We start from the raw sequence: 20,442 nt of genomic DNA on the forward strand, positions 1-20,442 counted from the left end.
GAAGGTGTGGACGAAGGCGAATCCGGTCGGCGGTCCGTGGCCCCGGGCCACTCCGACGGCTCTCGTCCACCGTCCGCCGCCGGCGCCACAGGCGCCCCCGGCGGCGTCACCGGACGCGGAGGAATGGAGGCGCGGCGCGCTTCCGTGCTCATGCACCCCCCGTTTCCTCGACCCCGGACGACCGAGACTGGCCGAAGGAACCCCTCCGGATCCGTTCCCCGCTTGCGTGCGCGTCACTCTACGGGCTGACGCGGTGCCCGTGGGAACCAGTCCGCGGGCCCGGGGCATCTGCCCGGAACGTCCCCCTACCCTGCGGTAATCCGGTCTGGCAGGCTTCGCACATGACAGCCCGCGCCGCAGACCGAGCCCGCTACGACCGGGCCACCGCCCACCTTGACGCACCCGTCGCGATCGTGGACCTGGAGGCCTTCGACGCCAACGCGGACGATCTCGTACGGCGGGCGGCGGGCAAACCCGTACGCGTCGCGAGCAAGTCGGTGCGCTGCCGGGCACTGCTCGAACGCGTCCTCGCCCGGGACGGCTTCGCCGGACTCATGTCCTACACACTCGACGAGTCGCTGTGGCTGGCCCGCTCCGGCTTCGACGACGTACTCCTCGCCTACCCGTCCGCCGACCGGGCCGCGTACGCGGCACTCACCGGTGATCCCAAACTCGCCGCCGCCGTGACCGTCATGATCGACGACCCCGCGCAGTTGCAACTGATCGACGACGCCCGGGACGGCGGACACGAAGAGGTGCGCGTCTGCCTGGAGTTGGACACCGCGCTGAAGATGTTCGGCGGCCGGGTCCGGGTCGGCGCCCGCCGCTCGCCCCTGTACTCCGCCGCCCAGGTCGCCGACATGGCGCGTACGGTCGCCCGCCGGCCCGGTTTCCGGCTCGTCGGGATCATGGCGTACGAGGGGCACATCGCCGGGGTGGGCGACGCTCTGCGGGGGCGCCCTCTGCGGTCGCGTGCGATTCGGCTGATGCAGGCCACGGCCCGTAAGGAGCTGGCGCGGCGCCGGGCGGACGTCGTGCGGGCGGTCCGGGCCGTCGCGCCGGACCTGGAATTCGTCAACGGCGGTGGCACGGGCAGCGTCCAGCACACCGCGGCCGAGGAGTCGGTGACCGAGATCGCGGCCGGGTCGGGGCTGTACGTCCCGCGTCTCTTCGACAACTACACGTCGTTCAGCGGGCGTCCGGCCGCGCTCTTCGCGCAGCCCGTCGTGCGCCGGCCCGGGGTCGGTGTCGTGACCGTCCTCGGCGGCGGCTACCCGGCGTCGGGCGCCCCCGGCCCCGACCGGCTGCCCGTGCCGTACCTCCCCGAGGGGCTGAAGTACGACTCCCAGGAGGGCGCCGGCGAGGTGCAGACGCCGCTGCTCGGCTCGCCCGCCGACGATCTGCTGATCGGCGACAAGGTGTGGTTCCGGCACGCGAAGGCCGGGGAGCTGTGCGAACGCTTCGACGTGCTGCACCTCGTGGAGGGCGACACGGTGACGGCGTCGGTGCCGACGTACCGGGGCGAGGGCCACACGTTCCTGTGAGCCCAAGGGCTGTCCCGGCGCTACCGCGAGGGGCCGATGTCGCTGCCCACGCCCCCGCTCGCGTCCTCGTCGCCCACCGGCCGGATCCCGTTGGTGATCCGGTCCATGTCGGCGAGCGGCGGCCCCTCCGCGCCCGCGTCGAAGACGTACCGCACCATGACCATCGACTCCGAGCCGACGCTGGACGGGAACGCCATCGACTGGACGTAACCGCCGGGCCCCGCCACGGTCCTGACGCGCCAGCGCACGAAGTACCCGGTGCGCCCCGCGACCGCGACCGGGCCCTGCTCGACCAGCCGGTGGGACACGATGCCGTGGAAGGGCCGCTCGTCGACCCTGTTGCGGTCGTACGCCAGATCGGCCGCGTCGGAGATGTCGTCCCGGGCGAGCGCCGCCGTGGACTTCTCGTCGTTCGCGGTCACCGTGCGCGAGAGGACCGTGCCGTGGCGGCAGAGGCCGTCGTCGCCCGGGCAGTCGTACGTCCCGGGGGTGGTCATCACTACATCGGTGTCGGACACGTTCTCGGGCCTGGCCCAGCCGTCGAGGAGCGGCAGGGTGATGCCGTTCAGCTCGTCCACGACGAGGCCGGGATCGGCGGACGGCTCCGGGGCGGACTCCGAGGACGAAGGCGGCGGGCTTGCCGGGCCGGAGGCCGTGGGCGCGGTCGCCGCCCCGGGGTCGCCGTCGCCGTCGTCCTTGCTCAGGACGACGGCGCCCGTGACGATGGCGGCGACGAGGACGGCCGCGGCGGCGGTGAGGGCCACCGCCTTCGCACGTCCGGAGCCGCCGGCCGACGGCATCGGCACCGTTCCGGCCTGACCGTACGGCTGCGAGTAAGACTGCGAGTACGGCTGCCCGTACGGCTGTTCCTGCTGCTGTGTCCCGGGTGTGCGGCGGTGCTCGGTCCAGGCGGTCCCGTCCCACCAGCGCTCCGTGTGCGGGGCGGAGGGGTCCCGGTACCAGCCGGGCGGGGTCGTCATGCTCATCCCGGCACTCTAGGCGCCGCCCGGCACAGGCACCGGGCCCTCCGCCCGACGGGCTTTACAGCGGTGTGACGTAGGCGCCCGAGATCCCCCCGTCCACCAGGAAGTCCGTGGCGTTCACGAACGAGGAGTCGTCGCTGGCGAGGAAGGCGACCGCGGCGGCGATCTCGTCCGCCTCCGCGAACCGCCCGAGCGGGATGTGCACGAGCCGCCGCGCGGCCCGCTCCGGGTCCTTGGCGAACAGTTCCTGGAGGAGGGGGGTGTTGACCGGCCCGGGGCACAGGGCGTTGACGCGGATGCCCTCGCGGGCGAACTGCACGCCCAGCTCACGGGTCATCGCCAGCACCCCGCCCTTGGACGCGGTGTACGAGATCTGCGAGGTCGCGGCGCCCATCCGGGCCACGAAGGACGCGGTGTTGATGATCGACCCCTTGCCCTGGCGCCGCATGTAAGGGATCGCGGCCTTGCAGCACAGGTACACCGAGGTGAGGTTGACCTCCTGGACGCGCTTCCAGGCCTCCAGCCCTGTCTCCAGGATCGAGTCGTCGTCGGGCGGTGAGATGCCCGCGTTGTTGAAGGCGATGTCGACGGATCCGTACGTGTCGTTCGCGGTCTCGAAGAGCGCCTCGACCTGGTCCGGGTCGGTGACGTCGACCTTGACGAAGATCCCGCCGATGTCGTCCGCGGCGGCCCGGCCGCGGGTCTCGTCGACATCGCCGCAGACGACATGGGCGCCCTCGGAGGCGAGCCGGCGCGCGGTGGCGAGGCCGATACCGCTGCCGGCGCCCGTGATGACAGCGGTACGCCCGACGAGGCGGCGGCAGACGACGGCGTCGGTCGATGACGTCGTCGAGGTGGCCGGAATCGAGGTGGCCGGGGTCGATGAGGTCACTGTGCGGGGCCCTCCGTGCTGATGAAGACGTTCTTGGTCTCGGTGAAGGCGGTCAGGGCGTCCGGGCCGAGTTCGCGGCCGATGCCGGACTGTTTGAAGCCGCCGAAGGGGGTCCAGTAGCGGACGGCGGCGTGGGAGTTGACGGAGAGGTTCCCGGCGCGGACGGCGCTCGACACGCGCAGGGCGCGGCCCACGTCCCGGGTCCAGATGGAGCCGGCGAGGCCGTAGTCGGTGGCGTTGGCGAGCCGGATCGCGTCGGCCTCGTCCTCGAAGGGGAGGACCACGGCGACCGGCCCGAAGACCTCCTCGACGGCCACGCGCGCGTGGGGCTCGACTCCGGTCAGGACGGTGGGCGGGAACCAGAAGCCGGGCCCGTCGGGAGCGCTGCCCCGGATGCCCGCCAGGTCATCGGTGACGTAGGACCGTACGCGCTCCAGCTGGGCCCCGGAGATCAGCGGGCCCATGGCGGTCTTCTCGTCGGCCGGGTCGCCGACGACGACGGACTCGATCGCGGGAGCGAGGAGTTCGAGGAAGCGGTCGTACGCCGAACGCTGGACGAGGATGCGGGTACGGGCACAGCAGTCCTGGCCGGAGTTGTCCAGGAAGGACATCGGGGTGGCTGCCGCGGCGGCCTCGATGTCGGCGTCGGCGAAGACGATGTTGGGGCTCTTGCCGCCGAGTTCGAGGGTGACGCGCTTGAGGCGGGCCGCCCCCTTGGTCCACACCTGCTTGCCCACGGCGGTCGACCCCGTGAAGACGATCTTCGCGACGCCCGGGTGCTCGACCAGCGCGTTGCCCGTGACGGGGCCCGCGCCCGGCAGTACCTGGAAGAGGTGTTCGGGAAGGCCTGCCTCCAGGGCGAGTTCGGCCAGCCGCAGTGCCGTCAGCGGGGTCGTCTCGGCCGGCTTCAGGAGGACGGCGTTCCCGGCGGCGAGCGCGGGGGCCGTGCCCCAGGCCGCGATCGGCATGGGGAAGTTCCAGGGCGCGATGACGCCGATCACGCCCAGTGGTTCGAGGATCGTGACGTCGAGGCCGCCCGCCACCGGGATCTGGCGCCCGGTCAGCCGCTCCACTCCCCCGGCCGCGTAGTCGAGCAGGTCGCGGACGTTGGCCGCCTCCCAGCGGGCGTTGCCGATGGTGTGCCCGGCTTCCCGGACCTCCAGCCGGGCGAGTTCTTCGAGGTGTTCGTCGACGACGACGGCGAACCGGCGCAGCAGCCGGGCCCGCTCGCCCGGCGCGAGGGCCGCCCAGCGGACCTGCGCCGCACCGGCCCGTACGACGGCCGCGTCGACGTCCGCCGGGCCGGTACCCGGGACGGTGGCGACGACGTCTTCGGTGGCCGGGTTGAGTACGAGGAGCTCGTGCCCGTCGTGCTGTTCGGACCGGGTGGGGGTGTGCGACAACGAAGGACCTCTCACATGCGTTCGAAGGAGCGGCGGAGCTCCCAGTCGGTCACCACGGCGTCGAAGGCGTCCAGCTCGACACGCGCCATGTTGCGGTAGTGGGCGACCACCTCGTCACCGAAGGCGGACCGGGCGATGGGGCTGTTCTCCCAGACCTCGGCGGCCTCGCGCAGGGTGGTGGGCACGTGCTCGTAGTCCGCGGTGTACGCGTTCCCCGTGCACCCCTCGGGCAGTTCCAGCTTCTGTTCGATGCCGTACAGCCCGGCCGCGACCAGTCCCGCGACGGCGAGATACGGATTGACGTCGCCGCCGGGGAGCCTGTTCTCGAAGCGCATCGAACGGCCGTGGCCGACCACGCGCAGCGCGCAGGTGCGGTTGTCGTAGCCCCAGGCGACGGCGGTCGGCGCGAAAGAACCCGGCTGGAACCTCTTGTACGAGTTGATGTTGGGCGCGTACAGGAGGGAGAAGTCCCGCAGCGCGGCCAGCTGCCCGGCGAGGAAGTACCGCATCACCTGCGACATACCGCCGTCGCCGTCGCCGGCCATCCGGTTGGTGCCGTCGGCGTCGGCCAGCGAGAGGTGGATGTGGCAGGAGTTGCCCTCCCGCTCGTTGTACTTGGCCATGAAGGTGAGCGAGACGCCCTCCTGGGAGGCGATCTCCTTGGCCCCGGTCTTGTAGATGGCGTGCTGGTCGCAGGTGACCAGGGCCTCGTCGTACTTGAACACGATCTCGTGCTGCCCGGGGTTGCACTCGCCCTTGGCGGACTCGACGGTCAGCCCGGCCGCCGCCATCTCGTTGCGGATCCTGCGCAACAGGGGCTCGATGCGCCCGGTCCCGAGCACCGAGTAGTCGATGTTGTACTGGTTCGCGGGCGTCAGGCCGCGGTAGTTGGCGTCCCAGGCGTGCTCGTAGGTGTCCTTGAAGACGATGAACTCCAGCTCGGTGCCCACCTGGGCGGTGAAGCCGTGCTCGGCGAGCCGCTCCAGCTGGCGGCGGAGGATCTGGCGGGGCGCGGCCACGACGGGCGAGCCGTCGTTCCAGGCGAGGTCGGCGACGAGCATGGCCGTGCCCTCGTTCCAGGGAACCCTGCGGAGGGTGGCCAGGTCGGGATGCATGGCGAAGTCACCGTAACCACGCTCCCAGGACGACATCGCGTAGCCGTCGACCGTGTTCATGTCGGCGTCGACCGCGAGGAGGTAGTTGCAGCCCTCCGTGCCGTGCCGCAGGACGTCGTCGAGGAAGAAGCGGGCGGCGAACCGCTTGCCCTGGAGCCGTCCCTGCATGTCCGGGAAGGCCAGGACGACCGTGTCGATCTCGCCGCTCGCGACGAGGGCGTGCAGCTCCTCGACGGTGAGCGGTGGTGTGCGGTCTGCCACAGGAAAGGCCTCCTTCGGTTCGGCCAGGAACCGTCCCCGGCCGTCCCCCGCCGTCTCTGGCCGTCAATGATCGGCGATGGCCATAAGGTATTGCCGAGGACCATTGCTTGGGAAGGGGGCGCGGCCGGATGCCGGACTCTGATCCACACGGCCACGGCGATCGGCTGGCGCCGGTGCTGCGGACGGTGCGCGCGGGCAACGGCTTCGAGGAGGCGCTGGAGCAGATCCTCCAGGTCGTCCGGCTCGGCCTGGTCCCCGCGGGTGAACGGCTGCCCGCCGAGCGCGAGTTGGCGCAGCGGCTCGGGATCAGCCGGGTGACGCTCCGCGAGGTCCTGAAGGTGCTGCAGGACCAGGGGCTCGTCGAGTCCCGGCGCGGCCGGTACGGGGGCACCTTCGTGCGGGGCCGCTCCGGGGCGTCCGGGGCGACGGGCGGGGCCGAGCTGCGCCGGCGCGTGGAAGGGGTCGACATCGAGGACGTACTGCGCTTCCGTGAGGTGCTGGAGGTCGGCGCGGCGGAACTCTGCGCGGTCCACGGCCTTTCCGGGGCGCGGGCCCGGCTCCTGCGCGAGGCACTGGCCCGCACCCAGGACGCTCCGCTGGCGGAGTACCGCCGTCTGGACACCCTCCTCCATCTGACCCTCGCCGAACTGTGCGGGTCGCCGACCCTCACCGCCCAGTACGCGGCCGTCCGTTCGACCGTGAACGACCTCCTCGACTGCATTCCCCTCCTGGTACGCAACCTGGAGCACTCGCAGCGCCAGCACGCGGCGCTGGTGGAGGCGGTGCTGTCCGGGGACGCGGACGGGGCGCGCGGGGCGATGCGTGCGCACTGCGCGGGTACGGCGGCGCTGCTGCGCGGCTTCTTGACGTAGCCGGCGTACGGCAGCCTCAACGGTATGAGTTCGCGGTAAAGGTATGGGGTCGCAGTCTTTGGACAACTCGGCGGGAATGGGGAGCGTGGGGATGGCTGACCGGCCACTGATCGGGGTCAGTACGTATCTGGAGACTGCTCGGTGGGGGGTGTGGGAGCTGGAGGCCGCGCTGCTGCCGGCCGGCTATCCGCGGCTGGTCCAGGCGGCGGGCGGGGTGGCCGCGATGCTGCCGCCGGACGATCCGGCGTACGCCGCCGGGGCCGTGGCCCGGCTCGACGGGCTGGTGATCGCGGGCGGTCCCGATGTGGATCCGGCGCGGTACGGGGCCGGGCGCGACCCGCGCTGCGGGCCGGAGGCGCAGGCCCGTGACAGCTGGGAACTCGCGCTGATCGAGGCGGCGCTGGCGTCGGGGACGCCGTTGCTCGGCATCTGCCGGGGGATGCAGCTGCTGAATGTCGCGCTCGGCGGGACGCTCGTGCAGCACATCGACGGGCATGTCGAAGGGGTGGGGGTCTTCGGACGGCATGTGGTGAAGCCGGTGCCGGGGTCGCTCTGCGCGGGGCTGGTCGGCGCGGAGGCGTCCGTGCCCACGTACCACCACCAGGCGGTGGAGAGGCTGGGGGCGGGGCTCGTGGCGAGCGCGTACGCGGGGGACGGGACGGTGGAGGCGCTCGAACTCCCCGGACCCGGATGGGCCCTGGGAGTCCAGTGGCATCCCGAGATGGGCACGGACCTGTGCGTCATGACAGGGCTCGTGGCGGCGTCATCCTGATCACCGCACCGCACCGCACCGCTTGCTTCGCACAGCCGGCGGGCGGGGACGGGCTACGCGGGCGCCGTGGTCGTACGCGTCTTCTTCGCGCCCTGAGGGGGCACCTCCGCCCCTTCCCGAAGGTCGGCCGCGAAGACCTCGGCCGTCGCCTCGGCGGCGATGTCACTGAGGTCTTCGTTGATCTCGTGAGCCACTCGCTTGGCATCCAGCACCAGCTTGACCGAGGATTTGACGGTCCCTCGGATGACCTTCTTCATGAGGGGCGCCGCAGCCGCTCCGATCAAGAAGACAGGGATCACAGGAAGCATGGTAAAAACACTCCTTCTCGTTTCTGCGTGAAATACCGACAGTTCCTCTGTATTCAACTCTAGCTCCTTACTTTTTGGCCTTACCAGGGCAATCACACCAGTTCACTCTTTCGAGTACAGGCCCAGGTCAGATGATCTTTGCTTCTGCCGGATGGCCTACTGTGCACCTGTCCCCAGCCGTCGGCTTCACCGTCGGACGATATGAACCCGGATATCGACACAGGAGTCCACATGGAAAACACCACGACTGGTGAAACGCATCCTGCGGATGAAAGCGGGGCGGGGGAGGTTTTGTATTCCGCCGAGATGCGCCAGACAAAAGGACAGTGCGTCCTCACCGTCAACGACCACCTCAAGGGCAGCGTGGAGATGTACGTGGTGCCGGAAAAGGCCGCGCAGAAGCTTCCGTTCTACCTTTCGATGCTCAAGGGCAAACTCGGCTGAACCGCACCGAGCACGGCCACGCGCCGGCAGCCGTGCCCGAGCGGGCACGCGCCGTGCCGCCGCTCATCCCCGCCGCTGCGCCACCAGGGACGGGCTCGGCCGGGAGCCACCGGTGAGCATCGAGTGGGCCATGACGCTGTAGAGAGCGTCGTTGGGGCCGTCGGCGATACGGAGCCCCCGGATGTCCCGGAGGCGCTTCTCCATAGGGGTGTGCCGGGTGAATCCATCGCTGCCGTGCAGTTGGAGCGCGATGTCGACGGCACGGTAGGACGCGTCCGTAGCCAGTGCCTTGGCGGCGGAACAAGCCGCCGCGTCGACCTCCTCGCCGTCCTGTGCCATCCGTTCCAGAAGCGAGAAGCACCAGGCGGTGGCCGCCTGGACCTCGGCTGCCGCCATGCCCAGCCGGGACGCCACGGAGGGGATGCTGACCAGCGACACCTGGCCGACACTGCGCCGGCGGGCACGGGCCGCCGCCTCCTCGATCGCCGCGCTCGCCGCGCCCAGGCAGACGAGCGCCATCATCAGGCGCCAGCCGGAGAAGTGCGTGTCGAAGATTCGGCGGCCGTCGCCGGGGGCCCCGAGCATCCGGTCCTTGTCGACCCGCACGCCGTCGAGATGCAGGTGCCCCAGACTCCACCCGCGCAGGCCCATGGGGGCGGCGGTCTCGGTCAGGACGCCGACCGAATCCATCGACAGCCACAGCGCCGACAGGGGCACTTCACGCAGCGCGGCGCCGTCGGCGACCGTCATGCCGGTCTGCTCCGGTCCGACCACCTTGCAGAACACGACGAATCCGATGGCCTCCTCGACCCGGCTGACCAGGCCCTTCGTGCCGGAGAGCACCAGGTGGTCGCCGTGATCGACCGCCACGGTCCGCAGACCGCGCAGGTCCGATCCGGAGTGCGGTTCGCTGGACGCCACGCCCGCGAGCTCGCCGCGGTGCACGATCTGGTCGCGGACTTCCCTGACGACGGCGGGCGTGCCGTATCGCAGGGGCATGGCGGCGTGTCCCGAACTGAAGATCTCCCGGGCGTCGCAGTCCCGACGCCCGGCGAGGTACATCGCCAGTCCCTGGCCGACTCGCACGAGGTCCGCGGGGACGGCCACAGCCTCGTCCGGTCCCGGTTTCAGGGCCGGACCGTCACACGGCTCGGCCGGAGCCGGTGGGATGTCGAAGCCCGTCAACCCGGCTTGTGCGGCGTACCTGCGCAGTTTGAGCCAGGGTGGCCGGGACGCTTCTTCCGTGACGGGCTCGGGCAGGTGTCTGTCGAGGAAGTCGGTGACGCAGGCAGCGAATTCCCGCAGGCCGGGGTGACGGGAGAGGACGGCGCAGCATTCTGAGGTATACACGTAGCGTGTCCTAGAAGACTTGAGGGATGTGTGGGCACCCCGGAGCGGAATCCCCACATGACTCGTCGTTCATGACGCCGAGGCCGACTCGGAGTCGGCCAATGGCTCAGCCCTGCACCTGCCGCTCGTCGGGGAGTTGGCCGCGGCAGTAGGTTTCTTCGCTCGGCGGCCTGCGCGCAGGTCCGCAGGTCACGTGGGGAGAGCGGACACCGGCTCAGCGCCCGCCGTCCATGACCTCGACAAGGCTGCGCGGCCGCATATCGGTCCATACTCTCTCCACGTACTCAAGGCACGCCTGCCGGGTGTCCTCCGCACAGGCCACGGTCCAGCCGTTCGGTACGTCGGCGAAGGTCGGCCACAGGGAATGCTGGCCCTCGCTGTTGACGAGAACGACGAAACGGGCTTCCTCGTCGAAGGGATTGGTCGGGTGCGTCATACCGAACGCTCCGGTTCTCATCGGCCGCGGCCGGCCGGTGGGCTGGGTCGTCTCTACCGAGTTCTGGGTTTTCTGTTTCCGGAGGAATGAGCCCCGGCCACAGCTAAACGAGTGCGGGTTCGCCGACCTGCAGTTTCCAAAGACTGCTGTAGATGCCTCCTCGTGCCACCAACTCCTCGTGTTTTCCGGTTTCGGCGACGAGTCCGCCGGGGCCCATGACGTAGATGCGGTCGGCGTTCTGGACGGTGGAGAGCCGGTGGGCGATGACCACCATCGTCCGGCCCGTTTTGAAGATGTGAAGTGCTCGCTGGATGGTGGCCTCGGTTTCGTTGTCGATGGCGGAGGTGGCTTCGTCGAGGATGATGACCGGCGGGTCACGCAGAATGGTGCGGGCCAGCGCGATGCGCTGTTTCTGGCCGCCGGACAATGCGGCGCCGCGTTCACCGACCTGGGTGGCGTAGCCGTCGGGCAGGCTGTCGATGAACGTGTCCGCACCGGCGGTGCGGGCAGCGGCCACGAGTTGTTCGTCCGAGGCGTCGAAGCTGCCGTACCGGATGTTCTCGCCGATCGTCGCGTCGAACAGGAAGGGCTCCTGGGTCACGTATCCGATCGCACGGCGCAGGTCGGGCAGGGCGAGGCTGCTCACGTCGGTTCCGTCGAGCAGCACTCGTCCCTGGTCGGGGTGGCGGAAGCGCATGAGCAGTTTGGCGACGGTGGTCTTTCCGGCACCGGTGGTCCCGACGATGGCGGTGGTCCGTCCCGAGGCGAAGGTCAGGGAGGTGTCACGCAGCACCGGCGACCGGCCGGGGTACGCGAACGTCACTCTCCGCAGCTCGACCTCCCCCTTCACCTGCTGGATGGGGACCGGGTCGCCCTCCGTGACCGGTTCGACGGGAAGACGGTGCAGGTTCTCCACCCGGTCCAGGGCGCTCAGGGTGCGCTGATACTGATCGGTGATGTTGCCCAGCCGGGACAGTCGCAGCATGGCGATGCCCGGCAGTTCGATCAACGGCCCGAAGGACGCGGTCGACAGCTCGCCCCGCAACACGGCCCGTCCGCCCAGCAACACGGTGCCGACCAGGGCCGAACCACCGGCCAGGCGCAGGATCTGGGGCGGCAGTGCCGCGCTGCGGCCGGTGGAGCGGCTGATGTCACTGTGTTTCCGGTTGAGTTCGCCCACCCGTGCGATCTCGTGTTCTTCGGTGGCAGCGGACTTGATGGTGGGATGGGCGTGGAGGTTCTCGGTCACCCGGCCGTTCAGCCGGTCCCGGTGTTCCCCGGCGAGGGCGGTTCCGGCGACCGCGCGTTCGTGGAACCGGAAGGACAGCCAGGCGACGACGGGGATCGGCGCGAAGGCGACCCAGGCGATCTGCGGGGCGAGCAGCAGGAACATCGGGATGAGCAGCGCGAGGCTGGTACCCAGCTGCACGACATCGTGCATGCTCGACCCGACGAAGGTGCCGAGCTGGCCGATGTCCTCGGACAGGACCGAGTTGACCCGGCTGACGCGCTCGCTCTCCAGATCGGCCGGCGCCATCTGCTGGATGTGGGCATACGTACGGGTGCGCCAGTCGTCCTCGACATCCTGCGCCAGACCGCGCCATGCGACACCGGCCGCGTATCCACTGCCTGCCATGGCGAGGCAGGCCAGTGCGCCGGCGCCGGCCAGCGTCGCCAGCTGGGCGGAGACACCGACCACGCCGAGACCGGCCATGGTCGCGCTCCCGCCCTTGGCGACCAGCAGCACGATCGAGGGGGTCAGGGCGAACAGCGCCATCTCCGCCAGTTGCGCGATCCCGGACAACAGCGCTGCCACACCGAACTTCCGTTTGTGACTCCCGATGACGCGTCTCAGCGCGTGGCCGCGTGGGGGGTCCTCGCCCGACTGCTGCCGTACCTGGTCCGCTCTGCTCCACGCCTTCCGGACGACACCGGCGGTCGCCGCGGTGGCGAGTCCCAGAGTGAGCAGGGGGCGGCTGAGGAGTTTCAGGAGGAACGGCCCTCCGGCGACCGCCGCCGCCAGCGCGCCCCCCAGTGCGAACGCCTTGGGCAGCCACCGCCCGGCGCTGCTCCTGTCCTTGTGCCGGCGCGGTTCGGGGATGCCCTGCGGAGGGCTTGATCGGTGCTCCGCGGGTCCTGGGCCCTCGGGCCGGGTGGTCGAGCGGTGGGCGACCAGGTTCGCCGCGGACCCGCGCAGGTGTGTCAGGGCCCGCTCGATGGTCCGGTACAGCAGCTGGGTGACGTCCCGCGGGCTGAGGGTGCGGTCGTGCCGCAGCAGCACCCGGCCGGTGACCGGGTTGACACGTGCCTCCTCGATGCCGGGGGTCTGGTCCATCGCGGCCTCGGCGGCCCTGGCCAGGGCCGGTCTGCCGCGGACAAGGTCCACGTCCCAGCGTTGGCGGCCCGGGACGATCGAGCGGCGTGACAGCCGTGCTACGCGTCGCGGGTGGTTCGCCCTCAGGACGATGGTGGATGGGCTTGCGGACGACGTCATTTCGAATACTCACCGTTTTTCTGATCACTGACAGGGCCGTACAGCACGTTTCACCTGTCGATGAAGCTCCAGTACGCGGCGATCGCATCGACGTCGATCTCGGGGAGCGTGACCCCGAGTTGCCGCAGCCGACGGATGGTCGCGCTGTTGTCGAACTGCGTGTCCGCCTGTGTGTGCTGCGTGGACCGCGCCGCCTCGGCGTACTTCTCCAAGTGCTCCTGGTAGGGCAGGACCGGCAGGTCCTGCCCGCGATCGCTCGCTCGGCGCAGGCGTCGCAGCCAGATGTGCAGCGGGAGTTCCTCGGAGTGCGTCCCGTGCATCCGGTCCCGGACGGCCAGGAAGTCGCCGGGTCCGAGCCTGTGCGGGTGGTGAAGGTGGTGCACGCGGCCGGCCGTGCCGTCGTGGCGCAGCAGCGCGACGACGGCGACGGCGAGGGTATCGACGGGAAGCAGGCCCTCCAGGAGTCCCGGATCCGACGGATGGCAGCCGAGCGTCGCGCAGCTGGTGAGCAGCCGGGAGAACATGTCGTTCCGGTTGACCGCACCGGTCGACGAATGGGCCCAGATCCGGCCCAGCCGATGGATGCCGCCACCCGCTCCCCGCTCGAAGGCTCGCTCCACCAGCCGGTCGGCCACCCACTTGCTCGCTGCGTAACCTCTGCCGAACGGGTGCCGTTCACCGTCGATCGGTGAGTTCTCCGTGACCGGCCCGGAGCCCTGGCCGGAGCGGAACACACCGAGGGTGGACAGCTGGTGGAACGCCTTGGGGCGTCCTTCGCCCGCCAGGTGCAGCAGGGCGCGAGTGCCCTCCACGTTGGCCGACTTCAGCTGGGCGTACGGCGACACGTGGTGGACGCGGGCGCCGCAGTGGACGATCGTGTCGACCGTCTCGCTCAGCCGTGTCCAGCTTGCCGGACCGAGGCCCAGCGCACCGGCGGCGAGATCGCCCCGGACGATGCTGAGCCGGGGATCGTCCAGCGCTGCCTCCAGTCCGTGGGCCCGCATGGCCGCGGCCAGCCGCTCACCGGCCTGGGCCTCGGTGCGCGCCCGGACGAGGCAGTGCACCCGTGCGGTTGTCCGGCGCAGGAGTTCAGCCAGCAGGAAGGTGCCGACGAATCCGGTGGCTCCGGTGAGCAGGATCTCGTGCGGGCCGTCCGGTTCCTGCAGGGCGGAGGTGAATTTCAGGGATGGGCTCAGCCGCGCCTCGGTGTCCGGTACCCACGCGGGTGCGTCCGTGGGCGTCTCCGCCCGCAGGTGCCGCGCCAGACCCGCCGGGGTCGGTTCCTCCAGCAGCGTCGACAGGCCGAAGGGCACCGCCAGTGTCCGGGCGATCCGGCCGGCCAGGCGCACGGCGAGGAGGGAGTGACCGCCCAGGGCGAAGAAGTCGTGGTCGACACCGACCGCGGGTACCTGCAGCACCTCGGCGAACAGGTCGCACAGCGTGCGCTCCTGCGCGGTGCGCGGGGGCCGGATGCTCTCCGTGGCCGTGACCGGTCCCGGCGCGGGCAGGGCCTCCCGGTCGAGCTTCCCGTTCGGCGTCAACGGCAGCGCGTCCACGGCCACGAACGCCGAGGGCACCATGTAGGCGGGAACTCGCGTACGCAGGAAGGCTCGCAGGTCAGCGGTGTCGGCCCCGCTGCCGGTGGCGGGCACCACGTACGCGACCAGTCGGGTGTCGCCGGGGCGGTCCTCGCGGGCGACGACCGCGGTGTGGGCGATCCTGGCATGGGTGGAGAGAACCGCTTCGATCTCACCGGGCTCGATGCGGTGGCCGCGCACCTTGATCTGGTCGTCCGACCGCCCCGCGAAGACGAGTTGTCCGTCGCGGCGCCATCGTGCCAGGTCGCCGGTGCGGTACATGCGCTCGCCCGGCGGGCCGTACGGATCGGCCACGAACCGCTGAGCGGTCATGCCGGGACGACGGAGATAGCCGCGCGCCAGGCCGGCGCCGGCCACGTACAGCTCACCGGTCACGCCGGGCGGCACCGGCCGCATCGTGGCGTCCAGCACGTAGGCGCGGGCGCCGGCGATCGGCCGTCCTAGGACCGGAGTGGTGGCGGCCTCCAGTCGCGCCTGCAGCGAGTCCAGCGTGCACTCGGTCGGCCCGTACATGTTGTGGGCGACCAGCCCGTCCGCCGCACGCAGTTCCTGCCACAACCGGTCCGGCAGGGGTTCGCCGCCGACCACGGCCACACTCGGCCGCCACCGCTCACGCGTGAGCAGGCCGTGGTCGCACAGGACGCGCAGGTAGGAGGGTGTGACGTCGAGGCTGTCGATCCGATGGTCGGCCAGCCAGGAGACGAACCGCTCCGCGTCCGTCCAGGTGGCCGTGTCGCTTACGTGCAGTTCATGGCCGTACAGCAGGGCGGCGAGCTGGCCCCACGAGGCGTCGAAGGACACGGAGGCGGTCAGCGCCACCCTCAGGGGCCGGCCGCCGAGGCGGTCGGCCGCGGGGCTGAACACCTGCGTGCGGTACTGCCCGGCCACGTTGACCACGCTCCCGTGACGGGCGACGACACCCTTCGGAGCGCCGGTCGAACCCGAGGTGTAGAGCACGTAGGCGCAGTGGTCGGGCGTCAGCCCCGTCACCGGATCGGTTTCCGGGAACTTCCTCAGCGCCTTCTCCGTGTCCGGCGCGTCCAACAGCATGCGCGGCAACCCCGTGTCGAGGGCGCCGGAGAGGCCGGCGGTCGTGGTCGTGAGCAGCAGTACCGGACGTGCGTCCTCCAGCATGGCCGCGATGCGCGGGGCCGGATGGTCCGGGTCCAGCGGAAGGTAGGCCGCCCCGGCCTTGAGGACGGCGAGAACGGCGACGACGAGGTCGGCGGAGCGCGGCACGGCGAGAGCGACGACGTCTTCCACTCCGACGCCGCGGGCGGTCAGTGCCTGCGCGAGCCAACGGGATCGGGCGTTCAGTTCCGCGTAGGTGAGCGAGGCTCCGTCCGCCACCACGGCGACCGCGTCGGGAGCGGCGCGCACCTGCGCGTCGAACAGGTCGGGGATCGTACCCCCGGGCGGCTCCGCCGACTCCGTGGCGGCGGCGCCCCCGAGAAGGAGATGACGCTCGTCGTCGGAGAACAGGTCGATGTGGCTGATCGGAAGGTCCGGGCTCCCGACGACCGCTTCGAGCAGGCGCACCCAGCGTGCCGCCAGATCGCCGACCGTACCGTGGTCGAAGAGGTCGACGGCGTGGTCGACGGTCCCGTACAGCCCGAGGCACCGGCCGTCGCCGGAGCGCTGTTCGTAGATGCCGATGTCGAGGTCGAACTTGGCCGTCGCGGTCGACACCGGGGTTCGGGACGTCCGCAGGCCGGTGAGTGCGAAGACCTCGGCCTCGTCGACGTCCAGGGAGAGCGCGACCTGGAACAGCGGGTGGCGCGCCGGGGAGCGCGCCGGGTTCAGCTCCTCGACGACCTGCTCGAAGGGGACTTCCTGGTGGGCGTAGGCGGCCAGCGCGACGCCCCGGACGCGCTCCAGCAGGTGGGTGAAGGAGGGGTCTCCGGACGTGTCGGTGCGCAGCACCAGGGTGTTGACGAAGAAACCCACGAGCTTGTCGAGGGCCTCGTCGGTGCGTCCCGCGATCACGCTGCCGACGGGGACGTCGGTGCCCGCGCCCAGTCTGGTCAGGAGTGCCGCCAGAGCCGCGTGCAGCACCATGAACAGGCTCGTGCCCGTTCGCGAAGCCAGTTCGGCCAGCGCCGTGTGCAACTGCGCGTCGATACGCAGAGGAACGCGGGCGCCCGCGTACGAGGCTGTGGTGGGGCGGTGGCGGTCGTAGGGGAGGGCGAGTTCCTCGGGCAGTCCCGACAGGGCCGTCCTCCAGTGGGCGAGCTGCCGGTTGGCGAGGGCGTCGGGGTCGTCGGGGGCGCCCAGGAGCTCGCGTTGCCACACGGTGTAGTCGGTGTACCGCGCCGGCAGGGGCTCCCAGTCGGGTTCCCCGCCCCGGACCCGGGCGGCGTAGGCGGTGGCCAGGTCCCGGTTGAGCGGGGCCATGGACCAGCCGTCGGCGGCGATGTGGTGCACCACGATCAGCAGGACGTGTTCGGAGGGGCCCAGTACGAACAGTTCCGTGCGCAGCGGCGGTTCGGTCGCCAGGTCGAACGTGTACCGGGCGGCCTCCGCCAGCCGCGCGTGCAGCGACTCCTCGCCGTCGACCGCGGTGACCGCGAGCGAGGGCCGGGCGGCGGGACCGTCGATGATCTGCTGACGGGGCTCGCCGTCGACCTCCGGAAAGAGGGTGCGCAGACTCTCGTGCCGGCCGACCACGTCGCCCAGCGCGCGCTCCAGCGCTTCCCGGTCCAGCTCGCCGGTCAGCCGCTGTGCCACGGGAACGTTGTATGTGGCGTTGGGGCCCTGCGCGCGGTGCAGGAACCAGAGCCGCTGCTGTGCGAACGACAGCGGTGCGGGGTCCCGCCGATCCTGGACGGTCAGTGCCGGCCGGTCCCGGCTCCCGCTGCCCAGCCTCGCCGCGAGACGGGCGACGGTGGGAGCGTCGAACAGCACGCTGAGGTCCAGGTCCACGCCGAGCACCGCGCGGATGCGGGATGCCAGGCGGATCGCCAGCAGTGAGTGTCCGCCGGCTTCGAAGAAGTGCGTGTCCGCACCGACGGTGGTCAGTCCCAGCACCTCCGCGAACAGCTCGCTCAGCACGTGTTCCCGAGGGGTGCCCGGCGGCCGTACGAGAGAGGTGGCGGCCGTCTCCCGCGGTTCGGGCAGGGCGTCGCGGTCCAGCTTCCCGTTCGGGGTCAGTGGCAGTTCCGCGAGCATGACGAACGCCGAGGGCACCATGTAGTGGGGCAGTCGTTCGCGCAGGTTCTCACGCAGCGACCGCACGCGGGTCCCCTCCTCGCCGGCTACGACGTAGGCGACGAGCCGGACGGCGCCCCGCTGCCGGTCCGGACGGGCGAGCACCACGGCCTGGGCCACACCGGGGCACGCGGTCAGCGCCGCCTCCACCTCTCCCGGCTCGATGCGAAAACCGCGGACCTTGACCTGGTGGTCGGCCCTGCCGATGTATTCCAGCTGGCCCCCGTCCCGCCAACGCACCACGTCGCCCGTCCGGTACATCCGTGCTCCGGGAGGGCCGTACGGGTCGGCGACGAAGCGCTCGGCCGTCAGTGCCGGCCTGCCGAGATAGCCGCGTGCCAGGGACGTACCCGCGATGTACAGCTCCCCCGGCCTGCCGGCGGGCACCGGTTGCAGTGTGCCGTTCAGGACGTAGAGGCGGGTGCCGTGGGTGGGCCGTCCGATCGGCGGTACCGAGTCCGAGGGTGCCAGCGGGTCGCTCAGGGTGGCCATCACGGTGGCTTCCGTCGGCCCATAGGCGTTGAGCATGCGCCGTCCCGGTGCCCAGCGCGCCACCAGCCACGGTGGACATACCTCTCCGCCCGCCTGCAGCGTCGAGATCCGTACGTCCTTCTCGGGCAGTGCGGCCAGGACCGACGGCGGCACGAGCCCGTGGGTCACCCGGAGGTCGGGGTCGGTCAGGGCTGCTACCGGGTCGGCCGTCGGGGCGACCACCAGAGCGGCTCCGGTGAGCAGAGCGGCACACAGCTCCAGCACCGAGGCGTCGAAACTGGGAGAGGCGAACTGCAGCACCCTGCTGTCGGAGGTGATGACCGAGCGTTCCGCCTGCAACCGCACCAGAGAGGCGATGCCCGAGTGGGTCACCACGACTCCCTTGGGCTGTCCGGTCGAACCCGAGGTGTAGATCACGTACGCCGGGTGGCGCGGGTCCACGGCGAGGGCCGGATCGGTGTCCGGCTGCCCCGCGGACAGCTCGTCCATCACCCCCGGATCGTCGATCACCAGGGCGGGCCGGGCGTCGGTGAGCATGTACTCCCTGCGTGCCGCCGGGTACTCCGGGTCCACCGGCAGGTAGGCGGCACCGGTCTTCACCACGGCGAGGGCCGCCACGACCAGGTCGCCGGACCGCGGCAGGACGAGCGCGACGACGTCCTCGGTCCCGATGCCCCTGGCGGTGAGTGCGTGCGCGAGCCTGTTGGCGCGGGCGTTCAGCTCCGCGTACGTCCAGGTCGTGTCGCCGGTGACCACCGCGTCGGCATCCGGCGCGCGGCGCACCTGCCTCTCGAACAGCGTCGGCAGGGGGACCGCGGGAACGCCTGACGCGGTGGCGTCGCCCCACGCGAACAGGCGCCGTCGCTCCTCGGCCGAGAGCACGTCGAGCACGCCGACCGGCAGGTCGGGATCGAGGTCCGCCATGCTCGCCAGGAAACGCAGGAGACGCTGCTGGGAGTCCGCGAGGTCGGCGTCGCTGTGGGTTCCGGGGGGCGCGTGCAGCCGCATGTGCGGGCCGGTTCCGTCCCGGCGGTCCCAGACCATGATCTGTAGGTCGGCGCCCAGGGGGAAGGAGAGGTTGTGCGCGGAGCACCGGTGGCCGGCGAAGGTGATGTCGTAGTCGAAGCCGATGAGATTGACGACCGGCGAGTAGGCCGCGCCGGACTCCTGTGACAGGCCGAGATCGCGGTGCAGGTCCTCCCCGCGGTAACGCTGGTGTTCCACCGCTTCCCGCATACGGTCGTCGACCTGGGCCAGCAGTTCCCTCAGCGGCATGTCGGGCCGGATCGCCAGCCGTACGGGGACAGCGTTGGCCAGCATCCCGGGCGTCGTGCGAGAGGTCTGGTCCGTACGGCCGGCCACGGTCAGTCCGACCACCACGTCCCGCGCCCCCGTCAACCGATGGGTGTGGAGCGCGACGGCGGCGAACACGAACCTGAAACGTGAGACCTGGCTGCGCGATGCCGCAGCCCTCAGCTCCCGCGGTCGCAGGAGCGGGAGCAACTCGGTCCGGGGGACGGGCCGGGCGCTCCGGCCGTCCGTGTCCTGCCTCGGCGGCGATGCCCCGTCCCGCGCCCATCCGGACAACTGCCCTTTCCAGTAGGCCCGGTCGGCGACACGTGCCGGGGAGTCCCGGTACTCCTCGTCGGCCCGCACCAGCTCCGACAACGACCCGAAGGGATTCGGGCCCGCCTCCCGCCCCTGTACGAGGGCGGTGTAGACGTCGGCGACCCGCCGGGCCACGAGGGAGTAGCCGAAGGCGTCCACGGCACCGTGGTGGTAGGTGTGGTACCACCAGAACCGGTCCGGCCCCAGCCGCAACAGCGCGAAGCTGAACAGAGGTCCGCAGGCGAGGTCCATGGGCCGGGCCATGTCGGCGGTGACCCACTCCAGGGCGGTCGCCTCCGGGTCGGCTTCGTCACCGACGTCGACGAACGGGAGCGTCCACCCCAGTGTCCGCTCCAGCACCTGGACAGGGCCGTCCTTGTCGGCCACCAGCCGCACCCGCAGAGCGTCGGTCTCCGCCACGACCTGACGCAGCGCCTTCTCGAAGGTGGTCGGGTCGACCGGCCCCCGGATCTCCAGGTACTCCCCCAGCCGCAGAGCCGAGCGAGTGTTCGGGGAGCGCTGCTCGGCCAGCCACACCTCACGCTGCCCTGCGGTCACCGGAAGGGTCTCGGCCGCGGAGTCGCGAGTCGGCACACGGCCGTCACTGTGCGGGGCGAGTTGCTGACGACGGGGCAAAGGAACCTCCTGTGAGCGCGGGAGCCC

General features: G+C 71.1%; 13 protein-coding genes. 4 read left to right on the top strand and 9 right to left on the bottom strand.

Going from position 1 to position 20,442, the window contains the following annotated elements; translation table 11 throughout:
* Positions 1-341: 341 nt before the first annotated feature.
* Positions 342-1,544, top strand: coding sequence for an amino acid deaminase/aldolase (locus ACH4DZ_RS22060; protein WP_398288958.1), 1,203 nt, complete (start codon positions 342-344; stop codon positions 1,542-1,544).
* Between the two features lie 20 nt (positions 1,545-1,564).
* On the opposite strand, the gene ACH4DZ_RS22065 is transcribed toward ACH4DZ_RS22060, so the two are convergent.
* From ACH4DZ_RS22065 to ACH4DZ_RS22080, 4 genes are all read right to left on the bottom strand, one after another.
* Entirely contained in the window at positions 1,565-2,524 is a 960-nt protein-coding gene (locus ACH4DZ_RS22065; RefSeq protein WP_398289221.1) for a DUF2510 domain-containing protein, read from the bottom strand.
* A 61-nt stretch (positions 2,525-2,585) separates the two neighbouring features.
* Positions 2,586-3,392 carry a 3-oxoacyl-ACP reductase gene (locus ACH4DZ_RS22070; protein WP_398289222.1) on the bottom strand — a complete coding sequence of 269 codons (807 nt, stop codon included), beginning with the start codon at positions 3,390-3,392 and terminating at the stop codon, positions 2,586-2,588.
* Between the two features lie 23 nt (positions 3,393-3,415).
* Positions 3,416-4,822 carry an aldehyde dehydrogenase family protein gene (locus tag ACH4DZ_RS22075; RefSeq protein WP_398288959.1) on the bottom strand — a complete coding sequence of 469 codons (1,407 nt, stop codon included), beginning with the start codon at positions 4,820-4,822 and terminating at the stop codon, positions 3,416-3,418.
* An 11-nt stretch (positions 4,823-4,833) separates the two neighbouring features.
* Positions 4,834-6,198, bottom strand: a complete 1,365-nt coding sequence (locus tag ACH4DZ_RS22080; RefSeq protein ID WP_398288960.1) for a glutamine synthetase family protein — start codon at positions 6,196-6,198, stop codon at positions 4,834-4,836.
* A gap of 128 nt (positions 6,199-6,326) precedes the next feature.
* Between ACH4DZ_RS22080 and ACH4DZ_RS22085 the strand changes: the two genes are divergently transcribed.
* A complete protein-coding gene (locus tag ACH4DZ_RS22085) occupies positions 6,327-7,070 on the top strand; it encodes a FadR/GntR family transcriptional regulator (RefSeq protein WP_398288961.1) in 744 nt (247 codons plus the stop codon).
* Positions 7,071-7,161: 91 nt separating this feature from the next.
* Positions 7,162-7,842, top strand: coding sequence for a gamma-glutamyl-gamma-aminobutyrate hydrolase family protein (locus tag ACH4DZ_RS22090; RefSeq protein WP_398288962.1), 681 nt, complete (start codon positions 7,162-7,164; stop codon positions 7,840-7,842).
* A 53-nt stretch (positions 7,843-7,895) separates the two neighbouring features.
* On the opposite strand, the gene ACH4DZ_RS22095 is transcribed toward ACH4DZ_RS22090, so the two are convergent.
* Complete coding sequence (locus ACH4DZ_RS22095) at positions 7,896-8,150, bottom strand: DUF5132 domain-containing protein (protein ID WP_398288963.1); 255 nt, start codon at positions 8,148-8,150, stop codon at positions 7,896-7,898.
* Between the two features lie 231 nt (positions 8,151-8,381).
* On the opposite strand from ACH4DZ_RS22095, the gene ACH4DZ_RS22100 reads away from it, so the two are divergent.
* Complete coding sequence (locus ACH4DZ_RS22100; protein WP_398288964.1) at positions 8,382-8,594, top strand: hypothetical protein; 213 nt, start codon at positions 8,382-8,384, stop codon at positions 8,592-8,594.
* Positions 8,595-8,657: 63 nt separating this feature from the next.
* Here ACH4DZ_RS22100 and ACH4DZ_RS22105 read toward each other — a convergent pair whose 3' ends face one another.
* The 4 genes from ACH4DZ_RS22105 to ACH4DZ_RS22120 form a co-directional block, all read right to left on the bottom strand.
* Positions 8,658-9,944, bottom strand: a complete 1,287-nt coding sequence (locus ACH4DZ_RS22105) for an acyl-CoA dehydrogenase family protein (protein ID WP_398288965.1) — start codon at positions 9,942-9,944, stop codon at positions 8,658-8,660.
* A 214-nt stretch (positions 9,945-10,158) separates the two neighbouring features.
* Positions 10,159-10,380 carry an MbtH family protein gene (locus ACH4DZ_RS22110; RefSeq protein WP_398288966.1) on the bottom strand — a complete coding sequence of 74 codons (222 nt, stop codon included), beginning with the start codon at positions 10,378-10,380 and terminating at the stop codon, positions 10,159-10,161.
* 103 nt (positions 10,381-10,483) lie between these two features.
* Positions 10,484-12,766 carry an ABC transporter ATP-binding protein gene (locus tag ACH4DZ_RS22115; protein WP_398288967.1) on the bottom strand — a complete coding sequence of 761 codons (2,283 nt, stop codon included), beginning with the start codon at positions 12,764-12,766 and terminating at the stop codon, positions 10,484-10,486.
* 158 nt (positions 12,767-12,924) lie between these two features.
* Entirely contained in the window at positions 12,925-20,415 is a 7,491-nt protein-coding gene (locus ACH4DZ_RS22120) for an amino acid adenylation domain-containing protein (protein WP_398288968.1), read from the bottom strand.
* Between the last annotated feature and the right edge of the window lie 27 nt (positions 20,416-20,442).

Origin of the sequence: Streptomyces sp. NPDC017991 (assembly GCF_044328075.1) — a bacterium.
GTDB lineage: Bacteria > Actinomycetota > Actinomycetes > Streptomycetales > Streptomycetaceae > Streptomyces.